18 protein-coding genes are annotated in these 18,456 nt (G+C 55.5%); 9 read left to right on the top strand and 9 right to left on the bottom strand.

What is annotated here, in order from left to right; translation table 11 throughout:
- Positions 1-3: 3 nt before the first annotated feature.
- Positions 4-315 carry a hypothetical protein gene (locus FKCLFG_RS09190; RefSeq protein ID WP_472612794.1) on the bottom strand — a complete coding sequence of 104 codons (312 nt, stop codon included), beginning with the start codon at positions 313-315 and terminating at the stop codon, positions 4-6.
- A 181-nt stretch (positions 316-496) separates the two neighbouring features.
- Between FKCLFG_RS09190 and ompR the strand changes: the two genes are divergently transcribed.
- Together ompR and FKCLFG_RS09200 are read left to right on the top strand one after the other, a co-directional pair.
- Entirely contained in the window at positions 497-1,255 is a 759-nt protein-coding gene (gene ompR, locus FKCLFG_RS09195) for an osmolarity response regulator transcription factor OmpR (protein ID WP_472615829.1), read from the top strand.
- A 17-nt stretch (positions 1,256-1,272) separates the two neighbouring features.
- Positions 1,273-2,607: a sensor histidine kinase gene (locus FKCLFG_RS09200; protein WP_472612795.1), complete on the top strand. Its 1,335-nt coding sequence runs from the start codon at positions 1,273-1,275 to the stop codon at positions 2,605-2,607.
- Between the two features lie 54 nt (positions 2,608-2,661).
- Here the strand turns inward: FKCLFG_RS09200 and FKCLFG_RS09205 are convergent, their stop codons facing one another.
- The 4 genes from FKCLFG_RS09205 to ispD all read right to left on the bottom strand — a co-directional run bounded on the left by FKCLFG_RS09205 (position 2,662) and on the right by ispD (position 4,765).
- Complete coding sequence (locus FKCLFG_RS09205; protein ID WP_472612796.1) at positions 2,662-2,967, bottom strand: encapsulin-associated ferritin-like protein; 306 nt, start codon at positions 2,965-2,967, stop codon at positions 2,662-2,664.
- 80 nt (positions 2,968-3,047) lie between these two features.
- Positions 3,048-3,317, bottom strand: coding sequence for a DUF4404 family protein (locus FKCLFG_RS09210; RefSeq protein ID WP_472612797.1), 270 nt, complete (start codon positions 3,315-3,317; stop codon positions 3,048-3,050).
- Between the two features lie 140 nt (positions 3,318-3,457).
- Positions 3,458-3,949 carry a 2-C-methyl-D-erythritol 2,4-cyclodiphosphate synthase gene (ispF, locus tag FKCLFG_RS09215; protein WP_472612798.1) on the bottom strand — a complete coding sequence of 164 codons (492 nt, stop codon included), beginning with the start codon at positions 3,947-3,949 and terminating at the stop codon, positions 3,458-3,460.
- 120 nt (positions 3,950-4,069) lie between these two features.
- Positions 4,070-4,765 carry a 2-C-methyl-D-erythritol 4-phosphate cytidylyltransferase gene (gene ispD, locus FKCLFG_RS09220; protein WP_472612799.1) on the bottom strand — a complete coding sequence of 232 codons (696 nt, stop codon included), beginning with the start codon at positions 4,763-4,765 and terminating at the stop codon, positions 4,070-4,072.
- A 301-nt stretch (positions 4,766-5,066) separates the two neighbouring features.
- On the opposite strand from ispD, the gene FKCLFG_RS09225 reads away from it, so the two are divergent.
- The 3 genes from FKCLFG_RS09225 (at position 5,067) to FKCLFG_RS09235 (ending at position 7,183) form a co-directional block, all read left to right on the top strand.
- Positions 5,067-5,315: a DUF2164 domain-containing protein gene (locus FKCLFG_RS09225; protein ID WP_472612800.1), complete on the top strand. Its 249-nt coding sequence runs from the start codon at positions 5,067-5,069 to the stop codon at positions 5,313-5,315.
- Between the two features lie 202 nt (positions 5,316-5,517).
- Positions 5,518-6,381: a fused MFS/spermidine synthase gene (locus FKCLFG_RS09230; protein WP_472612801.1), complete on the top strand. Its 864-nt coding sequence runs from the start codon at positions 5,518-5,520 to the stop codon at positions 6,379-6,381.
- Between the two features lie 154 nt (positions 6,382-6,535).
- Positions 6,536-7,183, top strand: coding sequence for a hypothetical protein (locus FKCLFG_RS09235; protein WP_472612802.1), 648 nt, complete (start codon positions 6,536-6,538; stop codon positions 7,181-7,183).
- 128 nt (positions 7,184-7,311) lie between these two features.
- Here FKCLFG_RS09235 and FKCLFG_RS09240 read toward each other — a convergent pair whose 3' ends face one another.
- Complete coding sequence (locus FKCLFG_RS09240; protein ID WP_472612803.1) at positions 7,312-7,569, bottom strand: hypothetical protein; 258 nt, start codon at positions 7,567-7,569, stop codon at positions 7,312-7,314.
- A gap of 403 nt (positions 7,570-7,972) precedes the next feature.
- On the opposite strand from FKCLFG_RS09240, the gene FKCLFG_RS09245 reads away from it, so the two are divergent.
- From FKCLFG_RS09245 to FKCLFG_RS09260, 4 genes are all read left to right on the top strand, one after another.
- Complete coding sequence (locus FKCLFG_RS09245; RefSeq protein WP_472612804.1) at positions 7,973-9,445, top strand: DASS family sodium-coupled anion symporter; 1,473 nt, start codon at positions 7,973-7,975, stop codon at positions 9,443-9,445.
- Positions 9,446-9,765: 320 nt separating this feature from the next.
- Entirely contained in the window at positions 9,766-13,293 is a 3,528-nt protein-coding gene (gene mfd, locus FKCLFG_RS09250) for a transcription-repair coupling factor (protein ID WP_472612805.1), read from the top strand.
- A gap of 40 nt (positions 13,294-13,333) precedes the next feature.
- Complete coding sequence (serB, locus tag FKCLFG_RS09255) at positions 13,334-14,176, top strand: phosphoserine phosphatase SerB (RefSeq protein WP_472612806.1); 843 nt, start codon at positions 13,334-13,336, stop codon at positions 14,174-14,176.
- Positions 14,177-14,218: 42 nt separating this feature from the next.
- The gene (locus FKCLFG_RS09260) at positions 14,219-14,581 is read left to right on the top strand and encodes a DUF4870 family protein (RefSeq protein ID WP_472612807.1); all 363 of its coding nucleotides are present in this window, start codon (positions 14,219-14,221) and stop codon (positions 14,579-14,581) included.
- Positions 14,582-14,862: 281 nt separating this feature from the next.
- Here FKCLFG_RS09260 and FKCLFG_RS09265 read toward each other — a convergent pair whose 3' ends face one another.
- The 3 genes from FKCLFG_RS09265 to phaR all read right to left on the bottom strand — a co-directional run bounded on the left by FKCLFG_RS09265 (position 14,863) and on the right by phaR (position 18,301).
- Positions 14,863-16,035, bottom strand: coding sequence for a cystathionine beta-lyase (locus FKCLFG_RS09265; RefSeq protein ID WP_472612808.1), 1,173 nt, complete (start codon positions 16,033-16,035; stop codon positions 14,863-14,865).
- A gap of 162 nt (positions 16,036-16,197) precedes the next feature.
- Positions 16,198-17,571: a 30S ribosomal protein S12 methylthiotransferase RimO gene (rimO, locus tag FKCLFG_RS09270; protein ID WP_472612809.1), complete on the bottom strand. Its 1,374-nt coding sequence runs from the start codon at positions 17,569-17,571 to the stop codon at positions 16,198-16,200.
- 157 nt (positions 17,572-17,728) lie between these two features.
- Entirely contained in the window at positions 17,729-18,301 is a 573-nt protein-coding gene (gene phaR, locus FKCLFG_RS09275) for a polyhydroxyalkanoate synthesis repressor PhaR (protein WP_472612810.1), read from the bottom strand.
- Between the last annotated feature and the right edge of the window lie 155 nt (positions 18,302-18,456).

The raw sequence follows: 18,456 nt of genomic DNA on the forward strand, positions 1-18,456 counted from the left end.
GCTTCACCGCCTGTATTTGCCGGAATAGATATCCTGGCCGGCTTCATTGATCTGACGGCGCAGTGCGCTGCGCTCTTCCGGCGACATGCGGCCATTGTTTCTTGACGGTGCGCGCCGGTTGGCATCGGACCCATTCTGCTCGTTGCGCTGCATTCCACGTCCAGAGTCGCGCTCACCTTCATACCGTTGCTGCGACTGATCCTGCTGGCGTCCTCCCTGCTCCCGGCCCCGGCCTTGGCCTGGATCGGCGTAGGCACTCGCCGTCCCTGCCAGCAACAGTAATGTGAGGAAAATGCTTGTGCATGATATTTTCATTGCGATTTCTTTCATAGTGCCGACTTGACTTTGCCGCATTAATTCAAGTGTAGGCCGCTTTTCTCCTGGCTCTAAGCGCCATACGGTAAAGTGTGTAACTGTTTGTAATGCCCTGCGATTTTGCATTTTCGCAGCATCTTTCTGACGTTACCATAGCCACATGAACAAAATAAACTCGACCATGCCGCCTAATACACAGGCCAGCGCACAGACCAACGATACCCATCAGGCCAAAATCATGGTGGTGGACGACGATATCCGGCTGCGCGATTTACTGCGCCGCTACCTGACCGAGCAAGGCTTTCAGGTAGTCACGGCCGAACATGCGACGGCCATGAACAAGCTCTGGCTGCGCGAACGCTACGATTTGCTGGTGCTCGACTTGATGCTGCCGGGAGAAGACGGGCTGTCGATCTGCCGCCGCCTGCGCGGTGCCGGCGACGACACACCGATCATCATGCTGACCGCCAAAGGCGAGGATATCGATCGCATCATCGGGCTCGAGATGGGCGCTGACGATTACCTGCCCAAGCCGTTCAACCCGCGCGAACTGGTGGCCCGCATCAACGCGGTGCTGCGCCGCAAAGGCCCCGACGAGATTCCCGGCGCGCCGTCCGGCACCCCGCAAACCTTCGAATTCGGCAGTTTCGTGCTCGATCTGGCAACCCGCACGCTGAAGAAGGATGGCGAATCAATTGCGCTCACGACCGGCGAATTCTCGGTGCTGAAAGTCTTTGCGCGCCATGCGCGGCAACCGTTGTCGCGTGAAAAACTGATGGAAATGGCGCGCGGGCGCGAATATGAAGCGTTCGACCGCAGCCTCGACGTCCAGATCTCGCGCCTGCGCAAGCTGATCGAGCCGGACCCCTCCAATCCGCTGTATATCCAGACTGTCTGGGGCTTGGGATATGTATTCATTCCCGAAGGCCAGCCGCGCTAGCGCGCCCGGCAAAATCGATGCACCTTACCGATAAACGTTTCAACTGGCTGCACAGCGGCTTGTTCTGGCGCACTTTTCTGCTGCTGGCGATTCTGATGATGACCAGCATGACGGTCTGGATCAGCTCTTACCGCCTGCTCGAACGTGCGCCCCGCGCCCGCCAACTGGCCGCGCAAGTGGTTTCGATCGTCACCATCACGCGCGCTGCGCTGACGCATTCGGCTCCCGATTTGCGGCGCGAATTGCTGTTCGACCTGGCTAGCAATGAAGGCATTCGGATCTATCCGCTGGAGCGCAGCGACCGGGTGGAACCCGTCCCCGATAGCGAAATCGGACTCGCGCTGCAAGAAAACATCCGCAGCACGCTGGGCCGGGATACCCGTTTCGCCGGGGATGTCAACGATGTCGCCGGTTTCTGGATCAGCTTTAGCATCGAAGACGATGAGTACTGGCTGATGCTGGAAAGGGAGCGCATCGAAAATTTCACCAACCTGCAATTGCTGGGCTGGGGCGCCAGCGTCTTTGGATTGTCTCTGCTGGGCGCGCTCTTCATCTCCGGCTTGATCAACCAGCCGCTGGCCCGACTGACCGCGGCTGCCCGCGCCATAGCAAAAGGCAAACAAATGGCGCCGCTGCCGGAACAAGGACCGACCGAAATCAGGGAGGCCAACCGCAGCTTCAACCAGATGGTCGATGACCTGAACCAGATCGAATCGGACCGCGCGGTGATCCTGGCCGGCATTTCGCACGATCTGCGTACGCCGATCACCAGAATGCAGCTCGAAATCGAGATGGCGCCTTTGTCCGCCGAAGCCCGGCAAGGCATGTCGGACGACATCGCTCAGATGGACGCCATCATCGGGCAATTTCTCGATTACGCCAGACCGGCAGATGCCAATAACTTTTCGACGGTCGATTTATCGGCCCTGTTGCACGACTGCATCGGGCAAGCAGAACGCTGGCCCGACGTCAACATCACGTCCCGCATCGCGGACCAGATGCAAGTGACAGGCAATCAAACCGATCTCAAGCGCGTCATCAACAATTTGGTGGAAAATGCGCGCCGCTATGGCAAGACAGCCGGCACCGACATCGCCGAGATCGATATCCGCGGCACCATTGAAAATGGAAATTCCATCCTGGAAATCGCCGACCACGGCGCCGGCGTGCCGGATGCGGAAATCGATCGCCTGCTGCGGCCGTTTACCCGCATGGATACGGCACGCGGGCAAGCCAACGGCGCCGGCCTGGGGCTGGCAATTGTGCAACGCATTGTCAAGCGCCACGGCGGGCAACTGCAATTAGGCCGCGGCAAGGATGGTCACGGGCTGGCAATCAGAATTATTTTTTAAACATGCCATTTCTGGAATCCCTGCCCGTTGCTGGAGAAATTTTTACTCTTTAATTCACATTTCCGGGTCTTGGTGCTGGCCGGTGATCGGGCCGGCCTTGAACAATGCATCGCGTAACTCATGGTCCATTTTTGGGTCGCGCCGGCGTATCCACTCCAGGATCATCGCAGCATGTTCTTTTTCTTCGTCGCGGTTATGCGCCAGGATCAGCTTGAGTTGCGGGTCGGTACAGGCATCGACGCGCTGGTTGTACCAGTCCACTGCTTCCAGTTCTTCCATCAGCGAAGTCAGGGCGCGGTGCATGTCCATCGTTGGTGCAGTGAGTTTATCGATCGGTTCGTGGTAGCCTTCATTTGACATTCTGTGTTCCTGTTTCAAGTTAAAAATGGCGGTTTCAAGTGCAATGCGGGGAGGTTCTGCAAACCACGTGGTGGGTGTTCTCAGATACCCATGCGATTCAGGATCTGGCCCAATTCTCGCAGGATCGGCTCCAGTTGCGGATGCTGGGCAGCAAATTGGGCTGAAATCGCTTGCGAACGATCTATCAATTCATCTGTGATGGTGGTGTCCGTGGTGTCTTTCTCCAGCAAGTTCTGAATGTCCTTGTCCAGCACCTGCAGGATTTCCTTCAGCTCGGGATCGACGTTTTCGGCTGTCTCCAGATTGGCATGCAGCCTTGTCAGTGTCTGTTTCAGGCTATTTGTATTCATGATGTCCTCGGTCGTAGTGGTGTGGCTGCAATAGTAGTGATTTCAATAGAATGGCTTCAATACCTCGCATGCCGGCTTGTCAGCATTTAACCAAAATTTCAAGCGACTGGGAAGATTTATCGCAACAGCGCTTACCGCGTTTAGCGGCAATAAATCAATACTACCGCCTGGGCCGCGATGCCTTCTTCCCGGCCCAGAGTACCGAGCTTCTCGTTGGTCTTGGCCTTGAGATTGACCTGCGCCGCGGCCACGCCCAAATCTTCGGCCAGATTTGCTGCCATCTGCGCGATATGCGGCGCCATTTTCGGCGCTTGCGCGATGATGGTGGCGTCCAGATTGCCGACCGCATAACCGGCCGCCGCGACCCGTTTAAGCGCTTCGCGCAACAGCACGCGCGAATCGGCGCCGGAAAATTGCGCATCGGTATCCGGAAAATGGCGGCCGATATCGCCCAGGCCAGCCGCACCCAGCAAGGCATCGGTAATCGCGTGCAGCAGCACATCGGCGTCGGAGTGGCCGAGCAAACCGGTCTTGTGCGCAATAGTTACGCCACCGATGATGAGCGCGCGGCCGGGCACCAGCGCATGGCAATCGTAGCCTTGGCCGATACGGAATGGGATTGGATTAGTCATTGTTACATTGCCCTCAAATAGAAAATAAAACAGGGAGTATCATTAAAAAAATGCCAATTACCGCACATGAATAAAGCGGGTATTAAAAATACATTTAACAGTATATGTTTTACAATCATTTTACAATCCAGCGGATAAAAACAGCTCCGCCAGAGCAATATCCTCTTGCCGTGTCACCTTTACATTGCGGGCATGGCCTTCCACCAGCAGCGGCGTCTGGCCGATGGCTTCGATTGCGCTGGCCTCGTCGGTGACATCTTCCACTTCGCGCAAGGCCCGCTCCAGCAATGCGTAACGAAACATCTGCGGCGTCTGCGCCAGCCACAAACCGTCACGCGCAATCGTCTGCACCCGCCCTGTTTCCACCCGCTTGACGGTATCGACCACCGGCAGCGCCAGCAGGCCGCCGACCGGATGGTCGCCGATGGCGGCAATCAGTTTGGCGATCAGGGCCGGCGTCAGGCCGGGACGCGCCGCATCATGCACCAGCACCCAATCGTCTGCAGCAAGTTGATCGCGCAGCGCCTGCAAACCATTGCTCACCGACTCCTTGCGGGTCGCGCCGCCGCAACGCAACACCGTCACGCCGGCCAACGCACCGAGCACATGGTCGATATACGCATCGTTTGGGCTAACCACCACAAAGGTGTGCGCGATCAGAGGACTGTTCAAAAAAGCCGCCACGGTATGGCGCAACATCGGCTGGCCGGCCAGAGGCAAATATTGCTTGGGGCAATCTGCCTCCATGCGGGCGCCGACGCCGGCGGCGGGGATCAGCGCGAAGTGGCGCGGTTGATGCATTGGATTTTGGTTCATGGTTCGGAGTAAGAGCTTACGCAAAACGTATTGTAGGGTGCGCCACGCGCACCGATGCGCGGTCCTCACAAAAATGACGCTGGCAAACCCGCTGGCCACATAGGGCTGGATAGATATTGCGTCATTTGATTCTGCGTGTGTGCGGCGTAATGCGCGGCGCTTATTACGCCCTACGTTGTCTGGAGTATTGCCATTTTTATGGCATTTTTCGCATATTTTTATTGCGGTGCTTTAAAATACTCGCCATAAATGCATCACTCAATCAGGCTAACCCATCACTACCACCATCACAAAAATTAACATGTCCATCAAACTCGGGGAAGAAACCCAGCAGCGCCTGATCGCGTCGATCCAGCGCTATTTTGCAGAAAACATGGATGAGCCGGCCGGCGATCTGAAAGCCAAACTCTTGCTGGATTTCTGCGTCAGGGAAATCGGCCCCAGCATTTATAACCAGGCGATACTGGACGCGCAATCCCATCTGCAGAACAAGGTCGCCGAGATGGATGGCGATTGCTACGAAGCCGAATTTTCCTATTGGCGCAAATAAGGGGCAAGGGGCGTTCTGCTCCATGCCAGCGCTGACGGTTTGGGATGATGTATTGCAACACATGCAACACAGGCTCAGAATCCGGACGAATAATCTGCTGCGACTGTCCGCGTACAATTGACCTCATTCTTACGCACGGCATCCTCAGAGGCGCATGCAAACAATCGCTCAAGCTTATCAAACGCTTATCAAATTACTCAATATGAAAAATTCAAGCCGTGATGACGACATCACCCTTCCCAGTCGCTTTGAAGATGATCTGTATAAAAGTGAAGGCAAGCCCTTTGCGTTCGATCACGGCGATATGCGCACCTTGCACTTCGATGGCAGATTCATTCAAAGCGCAATGCTCATTTCGGAGCCGGAACGGTTGTTGCTGAGTTACACGCAGGCAATGATGGCTTTCCTGCTTTTTAATCCAGAGCCGCAGCATATTCTGATGATTGGATTGGGCGGCGGCTCGCTTGCCAAATATTGCCATCGCAAGCTGCCGGCAACCCGCATTACCGTGCTTGAACTCGATCACGATGTGATTAATCTACGCGGCAAATTCGTCATTCCAGACAACGACGCGCGCTTTCAGATTATTCACGCCGATGCTGCCGACTATCTGGCCGCCATGGACCACAAGGTAGACATCATCTTGCATGATGGCTTCACTGCCGACGGCCTCGCGCCATCACTTTCCACCGAGGCGTTTTATCGACGATGCAACAGCGTACTGGAGCGCGATGGCGTTCTGGTATCGAATCTGTGGGGAGATGCCGACGATCTTGCTCCCGTCATGCAGCGGCTGTATGACGCTTTTGATTCAAGAATATGGTGGAGCGGCGCCAGCGGCAGTTTCAACCGCATCGTTTATGCGGCCAAAAATGGTGATGAAGCAACGTACCAGCTGGCGCTTCCAAAGCGCGCGATTCAGCTCGACTTGCGCCACGACTTCTCATTTTGCGATCTGGTTGACCGCTTGCAGACTTCCAGTGGCAAAAGCCGCGCCGACTTCGAGGCGATTGCCGGCAATGACATGCGCGCTGCCTTCATGCAAGCCGACCCGCAGGACGCCTGAGCAGTCGGTAATATAAGACTCCATTGCCGGCCAGCCCATTCGCAGCGTCCAAAGCATCGACAACATCTGCTGCATCTGGCCGCCGGCCCCCTGCCTCTACTATCCCGCTGCAGTTTCGCGGATAATGCCGCTTCCCTGATCGCACCTACTTGCCATGTCCAACTTTGTATTTCCACTGCAAAAACCTTCGATGTCGCTGGAGCAGGCGACCCAACAAACGATTGCGCATTGTCAGGCCGGCCAATGGCAAGAGGCTGAAAGCTTGTACCAGGCCCTCAAGCAATCCCAGTCGTCCTCGACGCAGGGGCAATATTGGCTGAGTTATATCGACGCCCTGATTCAGGCCGGCAAACCGCGCTCTGCGGCACCGGCACCGGGCATCGCGCCGGCCGCACAGACGATACAGATTGCGCCACCGCAGGAAATTGAAAAAGCGCAGGAAGTTAAAAAAACACAAGAGCGCCCCGCCAGCATCAAGCTGGCCCGGCCGCCCAATCCCTGCTACACCGCCAAGCGACCTGGATGGCCGTGGAAAATGGACATGGGCTGCGGCCATGTGCCCAGCCGCGGGGAAATCCATCTGCTGCTGGCCCGCTATCGAGACGCACGTTATGACGAGGCCGAAACACTGGCGCGCAGCGTCACACGCGCTTTTCCCCGCCACGATCTGGGCTGGAAAGTGCTGGTGGCCGCGCTACGGATGCAGGGCCGGATGGTGGAAGCACAGCAAGCCCAGCAACAGCGCGAGAGTTGCCATGCCGGCAGGCGCAGGAATGTATTGATGGCGCAGCAGCCGATATAACTTGATTATGGAGTATGGCAATTTTCATGCCATTTCACGCATATTTATATTGCGGGATTTAAAAATACCCCACGTAAACGCAAAGCGCGCAGCCAAACTGCGCGCTTTGCGTATTTCCTTGCGGAAAATTATTTTGCGGGAACAACGTGGCGATGATGTTTCGGATGATGCTTCATATGGCGCTTTGGATGATGCTTCACATGATGCATAGGCTTCGCATGATGCATCGGTTTGGCGCCATGCACCGGTGCTCCAGAGTAATTGGCTGCCCCGTTTCGATCGTTACGGGCGTCTGGATGGCCGGGCAACCCCGCACCGCTGTTCTGCGCTTGTACCAGTGGTGAAAATGCCAGGATGAGTGCAGCGATGCTCAGTAGTTTTTTCATTTTCAATCTTTCGAATAGTCAGGTTTCAAAATCCGCATTGGTCGCGGCATGAGACCAGAACGCGGCAGGATATATTCGGTTGACAGCGATTACAGATATGCGCAGCAGTTCGACAAAGCGGATCTTTTTGCTGACCAACCCGTCGATGCGGGCGGTTTCATACCGCGCGAACACTAACGGCATATAACTTTTGTTGTTGGTGATTTTTCATTGATAAATGTCAATATGGCTACTGATACATATCAAACAAATAAATGCGGCAAGGGGGTACAGTGCGGAAATTCTTACTTGCAATGTAGTTTCCTTTACCTACCTCACAAAATTATGAAATATAAAGTCGTCAATCTTCAGAAATTCCTTTTTGCTGTCTGCAGCTGCACCACGGCCAGAGGTGGAAAACGCGATGAATAAGCTCTCACTTCCCAAGCCGATTCCAACCGCCATTGCACTGGCCCTTGCCGTTCTAATCTGGTTTGCCATTCCAGTTCCTGACAAAGTTACGCCTGAAGCGTGGCATTTGTTGGCGATATTTATCGGAACTATTGCCGCCATTATTGGCAAAGCCATGCCGATTGGCGCTTTGTCGATTGTGGGTATCGCTTTGGTTGCAGTGACAGAAGTGACCCGTCCGGGCAACCCGGATGGCGCGATTGCCGATGCTTTAAGTGGTTTTTCCAACCCGCTGATCTGGTTGATTGCGATTGCCGTGATGATGGCAGTGGCCTTGACTAAAACAGGTTTAGGCACACGCATTGGCTATTATTTCATTGCGCTGTTTGGCAAGAAAACCATAGGTGTTGCGTATGGTCTGGTTTTTTCGGAACTGGTCATTGCTCCGGTAACGCCCAGCAACACCGCGCGCGGTGGGGCCATTATTCACCCTATCATGCGTTCGATTGCGGATAGCTTTGGTTCCAGCCCTGAGTTGGGCACTTCGAACAAAATTGGTAAATATCTGGCGCTGGTGAACTACAACACCAATCCGATCACGTCTGCCATGTTCATCACGGCCACCGCGCCCAATCCCTTGATCGTGGATTTGGTTGCTAAAGCGACAAACTCGAACATCAGTATCACTTGGGCGCAATGGGCTATGGCCGCATTGCTGCCCGGTCTGTGCATGTTGCTGCTGATGCCGCTGGTGCTGTATTTTCTTTTTCCGCCTGAAATCAAAAACACGCCTAACGCCAGAGTGTTTGCCAAAACCGAGCTGGTCAAACTGGGGCCGTTGAAGTTGTCCGAGTTCATCCTGCTGGCCGTTTCAGGGTTGATGCTATTCATGTGGGCCGGTGTACCGAGCATGTTGTTTGGCCCCGCTTTTGACGTCAATCCCACCACCACGGCGATTATTGGTTTGGCGCTTTTAATTGTGACCGGGGTGCTGGACTGGGACGACATTCTCAAAGCTAAGACGGCTTGGGATACTTTGATCTGGTTTGCCGCGTTGGTGATGATGGCTTCTTTTCTGGGCAAGCTGGGTTTGATTGGCTGGTTTTCGTCGAGCATTCAAAACGGCATTAGTTATTTTGGCTTGAGTTGGATGAGCGCCACCGCCATTTTGGTGCTGATTTATTTCTACTCGCATTACTTTTTTGCCAGCACTACGGCCCACATCACCGCCATGTTTGCCGCTTTCTTTACCGCCGGCGTGGCGTTGGGCGCGCCGCCAATGCTGCTGGCTCTGCTGTTGGCTTTTTCGTCTTCGCTGATGATGTCGCTGACCCATTACGCCACAGGCACAGCGCCGATTATTTTCGGCTCGGGCTACACCACCTTGAATGAATGGTGGAAAGCCGGCGTAGTGATGAGCGTGGTCAACCTGGTGATTTTGGTAGTGGTGGGTGGAATCTGGTGGCGTGTTTTGGGGTATATCTAAAAATCCAAAACCGTCATTCCCGCGAAGTCCGGGTTCCCGCTTTTGCGGGAATGACGGGCGTGAAGAGCTATCTCATAGTGGGCCGATAGATATACCGCAACAGTTTTATCTACGCCGATTGGCGCGCACAGGCTTGCAAAAAGCCTGTGCCGTTTCGTAGGCGCATGGCACCCCATGCGCACCCTACGGCACGCCTGCTACACCCCTACTTCGCAACCGTCTGCGGAGATTCCCCTATAATGCAGGCTCCGATTTCAATCATCAAACCCTGCCAAACCGGCAATCTTTGACTCTCATGACACACTGCCTGTCATTACCGAATGTCTTTTGACCTCATAAAACATCTCCCCCAATCCGGCCATCGTTTCGTGCTGCCAACCTTGCACGGCTCGGCCGATGCATTTGCGTTGGCGCAAGCTGCGATTGCGCTGAAATCAGAAAAACGCATGCTGGCCATCGTGGTCGCCAACGCCAGCGATGCGCAGCGCTTGCGCGATGAAATTCCATGGTTCGGAGAACAGGGCTCGGGCTCGCTGCGCTGCCACTTGCTGCCGGACTGGGAAACTCTACCCTATGACGCGTTTTCGCCGCATCAGGATCTGGTATCCGAACGGCTGGCGACGCTGTATGAAATCCAGAACGGCCATTGCGACGTTCTGATCGTGCCGGCCACCACGGCGCTGGTACGAATGGCGCCGCCGTCCTTTCTGGCCGCGTACACCTTCTTCTTCAAGCAGGGCGAGAAGCTCAATGAAGCGCGTCTGAAATCGCAGTTGACGCTGGCCGGTTACAGCCACGTGTCGCAGGTGATGTCGCCGGGCGAATATTCGGTGCGCGGCGGCCTGATCGACCTGTTCCCGATGGGCTCGGTGCTGCCGTATCGGCTGGATTTATTCGGCGACACGATTGAAACCATCCGCACCTTCGATGCCGATACGCAACGCTCACTCTATCCGGTGAAGGAAGTGCGCCTGCTGCCGGGGCGAGAATTTCCGATGGACGATGCGGCGCGCGCCACTTTCCGCAACCGCTGGCGCGAACAATTCGAGGGCGATCCGTCCAAATCAGCAACCTACAAGGACATCGGCAACGGCATCGCTGCGGCCGGGATCGAGTATTACCTGCCGCTGTTTTTCGACGACACCGCGACTTTGTTCGAATATCTGCCGGCGGATACCACTTTCGCGCTGCTGGGCGACATCGATAGCGCGATCAAGCGCTTCTGGACCGACACGCAGTCTCGTTACAAATTCCTGAAATCCGACCGCGAACGGCCTTTACTGGCACCGGAAATCCTGTTCCTGAGCGACGAGCAATTTTTTACACAAGTCAAACCGTATGGACGCTGGATCATTACGCCGAGTGATGTTGCGTCCGAACTGTCGGCACCGATCCCGAACATCGCAGTCAATCGCCGCGCCGACGACCCGCTGGTAAACTTGCGCGCCTATCTGCTGCAAACCGATAAACGCGTGCTGATCTGCGCCGAATCCAACGGCCGCCGCGAAACCTTGCAGCAGTATTTCAACGAATACGCGCTTGGCCTGACGGTCTGCGATGGTTATGCCGATTTCGCCACCGGCAGCGCCAAACTGATGCTGGGTGTCGCGCCCCTGCACGCCGGTTTTGAACTGAATGCGACCGCTGGCAATCTGATCTTCATCACCGAAACCGAGCTATACGCCGGCTCCGGCCGCCGCGCCGGCAAGAAGAGGCAGGAAGGCACAACGCAAGTCGAGTCGATGGTGCGCGACCTGTCGGAACTCAAGATCGGCGATCCGGTGGTGCATATCAACCACGGCATCGGCCGCTACATGGGCTTGACCAGCATGGATTTGGGCGAAGGCGAGACCGAATTCCTGCATCTGGAATACGCCAAGGACACCAAGCTGTATGTGCCGGTGTCGCAATTGCATGTGATTTCGCGCTACTCCGGCGCCTCGCCGGAAGATGCGCCGCTGCACGCGCTGGGCTCCGGCCACTGGGAAAAAGTCAAACACAAGGCGGCCCAGCAAATTCGCGACACCGCCGCCGAACTGTTGAATCTGTATGCACGCCGCGCATTGCGCCAAGGCCATGCATTCGCGTATTCGGCGCACGACTATGAAGCGTTTGCGGAAAGTTTCGGCTTCGAGGAAACCCCCGATCAGGCCGCCGCGATTACTGCGGTAATCGACGACATGACTTCCGGGCGTCCGATGGATCGCCTGATCTGCGGCGATGTGGGATTCGGCAAGACCGAAGTGGCGCTGCGCGCCGCGTTCGTGGCGGTGATGGGTGGCAAACAGGTCGCGATTCTGGCGCCGACCACGCTGCTGGCCGAACAGCATGCGCAAACCTTTGCCGACCGCTTTGCCGACTGGCCGGTGCGCATCGCCGAACTGTCGCGCTTTCGTACCAGCAAGGAAATCACGCAAGCGATCAAGGGCATGGGCGATGGCACCGTCGATATCGTGATCGGCACCCATAAATTGCTGTCGAGCGATGTCATATTCTCGCAACTGGGCTTGGTCATCATCGACGAAGAACACCGATTCGGCGTGCGCCAGAAGGAAGCTTTGAAAGCCCTGCGCGCCGAAGTGGACGTATTGACGTTGACCGCAACCCCGATCCCGCGCACGCTGGGCATGGCGCTGGAAGGCTTGCGCGACTTCTCGATCATCGCCACCGCGCCGCAAAAACGGCTGGCGATCAAGACTTTCGTGCGTAGTGAAGACAACTCGGTGGTGCGCGAAGCGTGCCTGCGTGAACTCAAACGCGGCGGCCAGGTGTATTTCCTGCATAACGAAGTCGAAACGATCCAGAACCGCTTGGCGATGCTGGAAGAATTATTGCCGGAAGCGCGCATCGCCATCGCCCACGGCCAGATGCACGAGCGCGATCTGGAAAAAGTGATGCGCGATTTCGTTGCGCAACGCTTCAATATTCTGCTCTGCACCACCATCATCGAGACCGGCATCGACGTGCCGACTGCCAACACCATCATCATGCATCGCGCCGACAAGTTCGGCCTTGCCCAATTGCACCAGTTGCGCGGCCGGGTCGGACGCTCGCACCATCAGGCCTATGCCTACCTGCTGGTCAATGACGTGCAAGGCTTGACCAAACTAGCGCAGCGCCGGTTGGATGCGATTGTGCAGATGGAAGAACTCGGTAGCGGCTTTTACCTGGCGATGCACGATCTGGAAATTCGCGGTGCCGGCGAAGTGCTGGGCGACAACCAATCCGGCGAAATGACTGAAATCGGCTTCCAGCTGTATTCCGACATGCTCGGTGAAGCAGTACGGGCGCTGAAAAGCGGCCAGGAACCGGATCTGGCTGCGCCGCTGTCCAGCACTACCGAAATCAATCTGCACGCGCCGGCCCTGCTGCCGAGCGATTTTTGCGGCGACGTGCATGAGCGCTTATCGCTTTACAAGCGGCTGGCCAATTGCACCACCCAGGGCAAGATCGACGATTTGCAGGAAGAGATGATCGACCGTTTCGGCAAGCTGCCCGACCCGGCGCGGGCATTGGTCGAAACCCACCGCTTGCGGGTGGCCGCCAAAACCATCGGCATCGTCAAAATCGATGCCCATGACGACGCCGCGCTGCTGCAATTCATGCCAAACCCGCCGATCGACGCGATGCGCATCATTGAGCTGATCCAGAGCAACCGTCATTTCAAACTCAGTGGCCCCGACAAGCTGAAGATCACCATCAGCATGCCCGACCTGAATGCGCGCGTGACACAGCTGAAATCGACCATGCGCCTGCTGATGATGGGCATGCCGAAGGCGTCCGAAAAGGCCCCGCCGACCGTGCAGAATGCGCCCCAAGCAACGAAAAAACGTCAGAAAATACATTAAATATGCCTTCCAAACCATTGAATACATTTAAATAATAACCATGAATCTGATCCTGCAAGGCACCAGCACCGACCGCGCCACCATCGAGCGCATCGCCGCGATGGCACAGGCCAAAAACATCGTAACCATCCACGCCAATGCTTACCGTTGCGAAGACATCAGCTATTCGGACGAAATCCAAGCCCAGATAGACGCTGAAAGCCACGCCGCCCGACTGGATGCGGCATTCGTTCCGCCGAATCTGGCCTTGAGCGATTTCAAGCTGATCGCGATGGACATGGATTCGACCCTAATCACCATCGAGTGCATCGACGAAATCGCCGACATGCAAGGCTTAAAGCCGCAAGTCGCGGCCATTACCGAAGCGGCAATGCGCGGCGAAATCGCATTCCGCGAGAGCCTGACCCGGCGCGTCGCGCTGCTGGCAGGACTGGACGCCGGCGCGCTGCAGCGCGTGTACGACGAACGGCTGCAACTGTCGATAGGCGCCGAGCCGATGCTGGCTGCCATCAAAGCTGCCGGATTGAAAACGCTGCTGGTTTCCGGCGGATTTACCTTCTTCACCGACCGCATGAAAACCCGCCTGGGTCTGGATGTCACCCATTCCAACGTGCTGGAAATCGTCGACGGCAAACTTACCGGCCGCGTGATGGGCGGCATCGTCGATGCGGAAGAGAAGAAAGCCACGCTGGAACGCACCTGCGCGGCCCTTGACATCACACCGGCCGAAGCGATTGTGATGGGCGATGGCGCCAATGACCTGCAAATGATGGGCATCGCCGGCTTGTCGGTAGCCTTTCGCGCCAAGCCGATCGTGCGCACGCAAGCGGACGTGGCCTTGAATTTTGTCGGACTCGATGGCATCTTGTCATTGTTCGGGTAAGAACCACACCGCCCCGCACCATTTCACCAATCGGGAGTACGCATGTCGCAAGAAATCGTTTTCGATAACAAACTGAATTCCGCCAAGAACCTGGCGTGGTGGCTGTATCTGCTGCATGCTGCTTGCTTCGTATTTTCCTGGGGTTTGTTCTCGTTCATTCCCCTGATCATCAATTACGTTAAACGCGACGATGCTGCCGGCACTTTCGTCCACAGCCATCACAACTGGCAAATCCGCTCGTTCTGGTGGTTTATGTTCTGGAGCGTGATCGGCTGGATCTGCATCTTCACCTTCTTCGGCATGGTGATCGGAATCCCGATTCTCGCCATTGTGTGGGTCTGGAAAGCCTACCGCCTGATCAAGGGCTTGCTCGATCTGAACGACAATAAGGCGATGCCGGTGTGACGTTTTTATGGTGATAATTTTCTGTTCAAAACCAAGCCTTCTTTAAGTGGAGGCCCAGCGCCGTAGGTGCGAATTTATTCGCACGAGTACGCATGAAATAGGTAAATGTGCGAATAAATTCGCACCTACAAGAGCAACAACAGCGCTATTTTTATTGGGATACGCAGCGCTGCTCGAAAATACAAAAAACAAGGGGTATGCATGAAATTCATGCATACCCCGCATTATTTACGACAGACTTAAAAAATACTGCCAATAATTCTCTGATTAGCGATTATTAATTACAACAAAGCCATGCTCATCGCCTGTTCCAAATCCGCAATCAAATCCTGCGGATCTTCCAGCCCGATGTTCAGGCGCAGCAACTGTCCCTGGTGCGGCCAGTGGGCGCGCATCGTTTGCATCCGGTATGGCACGCACAGGCTGTTTGCACCACCCCAGCTGAAGCCGATCTTGAAAAGCTTGAGCGCATCGACCAGGCTATCGGTCTGCGCTTCCGTGTAACGGGCATCGAATATCACTGAAAACAGGCCACCGGCACCCTGAAAATCGCGCTGCCAGATTGCGTGTCCGGGGCAGTCGGGATACGCCGGATGCAGCACCGAGGCGATCTCGGGGCGCGATTTAAGCCAGGCGGCAACCGCGCGGGCTCCCGCATCGTGCGCCTTGAACCGCATCTGCATGGTCGGCAGGCTGCGCAGCACCAGGTATACGTCATCCATACCGACGCCAAAACCGAGCCGCATGTGCGCTGTACCGAGCCGTCGGTTCAATTCTTCGTCGCGGGTGATGACGGCTCCCATCAAAACGTCGGAGCCGCCGGACTGGTACTTGGTCAGGGCTTGCACCACGATATCGACCCCGTGCTCAAAAGCGCGAAAGGCGATTCCGGCCGACCAGGTATTGTCCAGTGCGACCAATACGCCCTTCTCGTGCGCAGCTTTGCAGATCGCCGGAATGTCTGGCACTTCCATCGATACCGAACCCGGAGTTTCAGTCCAGATCAAGCGGGTGTTGGGCAGAATCAGAGCGGCAATACCGGCGCCGATCAGCGGATCATAAAAGCGTGCGGAGACGCCAAAATCCTTGGCCAGCCAGTTTCCCAGATCGCGGTTCGGGTTGTATACATTGTCTGGAATCAGCACATCGTCGCCGGATTTCAGAAAGGCAAAATCGACCATCGTGATGGCCGCCAGGCCGCTCGGTGCCAGCAGGCAATGCTGACCGCCTTCAATCTCGGCCAGCCGTGCTTCCAGCGTAAAGGTAGTGGGCGTGCCGTGCAGCCCGTAGGTATACGCGTTTTTGTGCTGCCAGCTGCGCGAACGCATCGCGGCGACATTGGAAAACAGGACAGTGGAAGCCGGATGCAGCGCCACTGGAAAAGCCGCAAAGCCCTCAGGTGCGCGGTAATCGCTGTGAATAAGCGCGGTTTGGAAAGATTTTTTGCGTGTCACGATTGACCTTTGTTGTTCTGCTGACGCGCTCGTCCGTTGTGCAATTACTTGTTGGAGCGGGCTTGTGCGCGATTTAGCGGTTGATTATTGAGCACCCCTAGTTTATTCAGTCCCTTTGGGGCTATTCGCGCACGGGCACACTCCTACAAGACCCTCAGAAAATCAAGCCTCGGCCCACAAGTCATGCGCGTCGGCACCATTGATGGTGACATCGATGAATTCACCGACCACCAACTTGCGGTGCGGTTCAAACGGCGGCTTCACATACACCACGCCATCAATCTCGGGCGCATCGGCAGATGAGCGCGCCACGCCGCCATTGCGATTGACTTCATCGAGCAATACGCGCATGGTCTTGCCAACCTTGGCTTGCAAGCGCTTCTTAGAAATTTCTTCCTGCAACAACATGATCCGGCCGCGACGCTCTTCCCGTAATTCTTCCGGCACCGGATTAGGCAGCTCATTGGCAGTAGCACCTTCCACCGGAGAGTAGGCAAAGCAGCCCAGCCGGTCGATTTGCGCTTCTTTCAGGAAGTCCAGCAGATATTCGAACTCGGCTTCAGTCTCTCCAGGAAAGCCGGCGATGAAGGTTGAGCGTATCGTCAGGTCCGGGCATATCTGGCGCCATTGCTGGATGCGTTCGATATTCTTTTCGCCGCTGGCCGGGCGCTTCATGCGCTTGAGCACATCGGGATGCGCATGTTGCAGCGGCACGTCCAGGTACGGCAATATCTTGCCTTCCGCCATCAATGGGATGATGTCGCTCACATGCGGGTATGGATATACATAATGCAGCCGCACCCAAGCGCCATATTGCGCGGCCAGTTCGCCCAGGGCGGCGACCAGTTGCGTCATGTGGGTTTTGATCGGCTTGCCGTTCCAGAAGCCGGTGCGGAATTTGACATCGACACCATAGGCGCTGGTGTCTTGCGAGATAACCAGCAATTCCTTAACGCCGGCCTTGAACAGGTTTTCCGCCTCCAGCATGATCTCGGCCACGGGCCGCGATACCAAGTCGCCGCGCATCGACGGGATGATGCAAAAGCTGCAGCGATGATTGCAGCCTTCGGAGATTTTCAGGTAAGCGTAATGTTTCGGCGTCAGTTTGACACCTTGCGCCGGCACCAGATCGAAGAATGGTGCGTGCGGTTTGGGCAGATGCACATGCACCGCATCCATCACTTCGCCCAGCGCATGCGGCCCGGTGACGGCCAACACTTTCGGGTGTACGGACAAGATGATATCGTTGCCAGCGGCGTCTTTCTTGGCACCGAGGCAACCGGTTACGATAACTTTGCCATTTTCATGCAACGCTTCGCCAATAGCGTCGAGCGATTCCTGTACTGCCGCGTCGATGAAACCGCAGGTATTGACGATGACGAGGTCGGCACCTTCATACGACTTGGCAGTCTCATAGCCTTCGGCTCGGAGCTGGGTCAGGATTTGTTCGGAATCGACCAATGCCTTGGGGCAACCAAGGGAAACGAAACCGACTTTGGGCGTGATTTGGGAAGCGACTTGGGAAGCATTAGACATAGAAAAAGGGCACAAAAACGAATCCGTCATTGTACCCTCCTCATGTCACGCTTGCCGAAACTGCGGCAGGAAAGCGCTTTTTACTGAATCGACACAATGAAGTCTCGACTTCGTCATGTCGTGTTCTCGTTTTATCCCTCTCGGTAATAGACGCGAATCATTTTGGATTGTCGTCCTTTTCAGGCGCAACGGGAGCAACAAACGGAAAAGTATTAAACATGGTGGCGCTTTTGGTCTGCATTTGTTCCTGCATTTGCACGAACAGGGTTTTGCTCTGCTCGATATAGTTGGTCATCATGCCTTGCATCATCGGTCCCTGCACGCTCATGAATTGCGTCCACATCTCGGGGCTGAAAGGTTTGCCCTCGTAGACGCCCTTCGAGTTTTCGGTCAGCTTGTTCTGGATGTCGATGAAAGCCTGGATGTTTTTATCCAGATACGAACCCATCATACCTTGCATCGCATGCCCGTAATAACGAATGATTTGTGACAAGGCTGTGCTTGAAAACATCGGTACCCCGCTAGATTCTTCTTCCAGAATAATCTGCAACAGAATGCTGCGCGTCAAATCTTCATTGCTCTTGGCGTCGATTACCATGAAATCCTCATTATCGAGGACCAGTTGTTTCACATCGGTAACCGTTATGTAGGAACTGGTTTGAGTGTCGTACAGGCGCCGATTCGGATACTTTTTGATCAAGCGCTCGGAAATTTTTTTTGCACTATTCATCGAAATTCCAGTTTATTGCGTCGCAATACATTTAAAGCCATTCAAAAAATGCACGGTCACATGTTTTTTCGGAATTCCATTATAGAGCGGAAAAACCGATATCTGCAGTATATGGACAGTTTTTGCATTATTGCAATGCAATGAATGGTGTTTGC

The sequence above is a fragment of the Gelidimonas denitrificans genome (genome assembly GCF_055694065.1).

Coding starts and splice junctions, on each gene's coding strand:
- FKCLFG_RS09260 (WP_472612807.1), top strand. CDS start 14,219: ATGTCGCAAGAAATCGTTTTCGATAACAAACTGAATTCCGCCAAGAAC.
- FKCLFG_RS09205 (WP_472612796.1), bottom strand. CDS start 2,967: ATGTCAAATGAAGGCTACCACGAACCGATCGATAAACTCACTGCACCA.
- FKCLFG_RS09200 (WP_472612795.1), top strand. CDS start 1,273: ATGCACCTTACCGATAAACGTTTCAACTGGCTGCACAGCGGCTTGTTC.
- FKCLFG_RS09230 (WP_472612801.1), top strand. CDS start 5,518: ATGAAAAATTCAAGCCGTGATGACGACATCACCCTTCCCAGTCGCTTT.
- ispD (WP_472612799.1), bottom strand. CDS start 4,765: ATGAACCAAAATCCAATGCATCAACCGCGCCACTTCGCGCTGATCCCC.
- FKCLFG_RS09240 (WP_472612803.1), bottom strand. CDS start 7,569: ATGAAAAAACTACTGAGCATCGCTGCACTCATCCTGGCATTTTCACCA.
- serB (WP_472612806.1), top strand. CDS start 13,334: ATGAATCTGATCCTGCAAGGCACCAGCACCGACCGCGCCACCATCGAG.
- FKCLFG_RS09190 (WP_472612794.1), bottom strand. CDS start 315: ATGAAAATATCATGCACAAGCATTTTCCTCACATTACTGTTGCTGGCA.
- FKCLFG_RS09225 (WP_472612800.1), top strand. CDS start 5,067: ATGTCCATCAAACTCGGGGAAGAAACCCAGCAGCGCCTGATCGCGTCG.
- FKCLFG_RS09235 (WP_472612802.1), top strand. CDS start 6,536: ATGTCCAACTTTGTATTTCCACTGCAAAAACCTTCGATGTCGCTGGAG.
- ispF (WP_472612798.1), bottom strand. CDS start 3,949: ATGACTAATCCAATCCCATTCCGTATCGGCCAAGGCTACGATTGCCAT.
- phaR (WP_472612810.1), bottom strand. CDS start 18,301: ATGAATAGTGCAAAAAAAATTTCCGAGCGCTTGATCAAAAAGTATCCG.
- rimO (WP_472612809.1), bottom strand. CDS start 17,571: ATGTCTAATGCTTCCCAAGTCGCTTCCCAAATCACGCCCAAAGTCGGT.
- ompR (WP_472615829.1), top strand. CDS start 497: ATGCCGCCTAATACACAGGCCAGCGCACAGACCAACGATACCCATCAG.
- mfd (WP_472612805.1), top strand. CDS start 9,766: ATGTCTTTTGACCTCATAAAACATCTCCCCCAATCCGGCCATCGTTTC.
- FKCLFG_RS09210 (WP_472612797.1), bottom strand. CDS start 3,317: ATGAATACAAATAGCCTGAAACAGACACTGACAAGGCTGCATGCCAAT.
- FKCLFG_RS09245 (WP_472612804.1), top strand. CDS start 7,973: ATGAATAAGCTCTCACTTCCCAAGCCGATTCCAACCGCCATTGCACTG.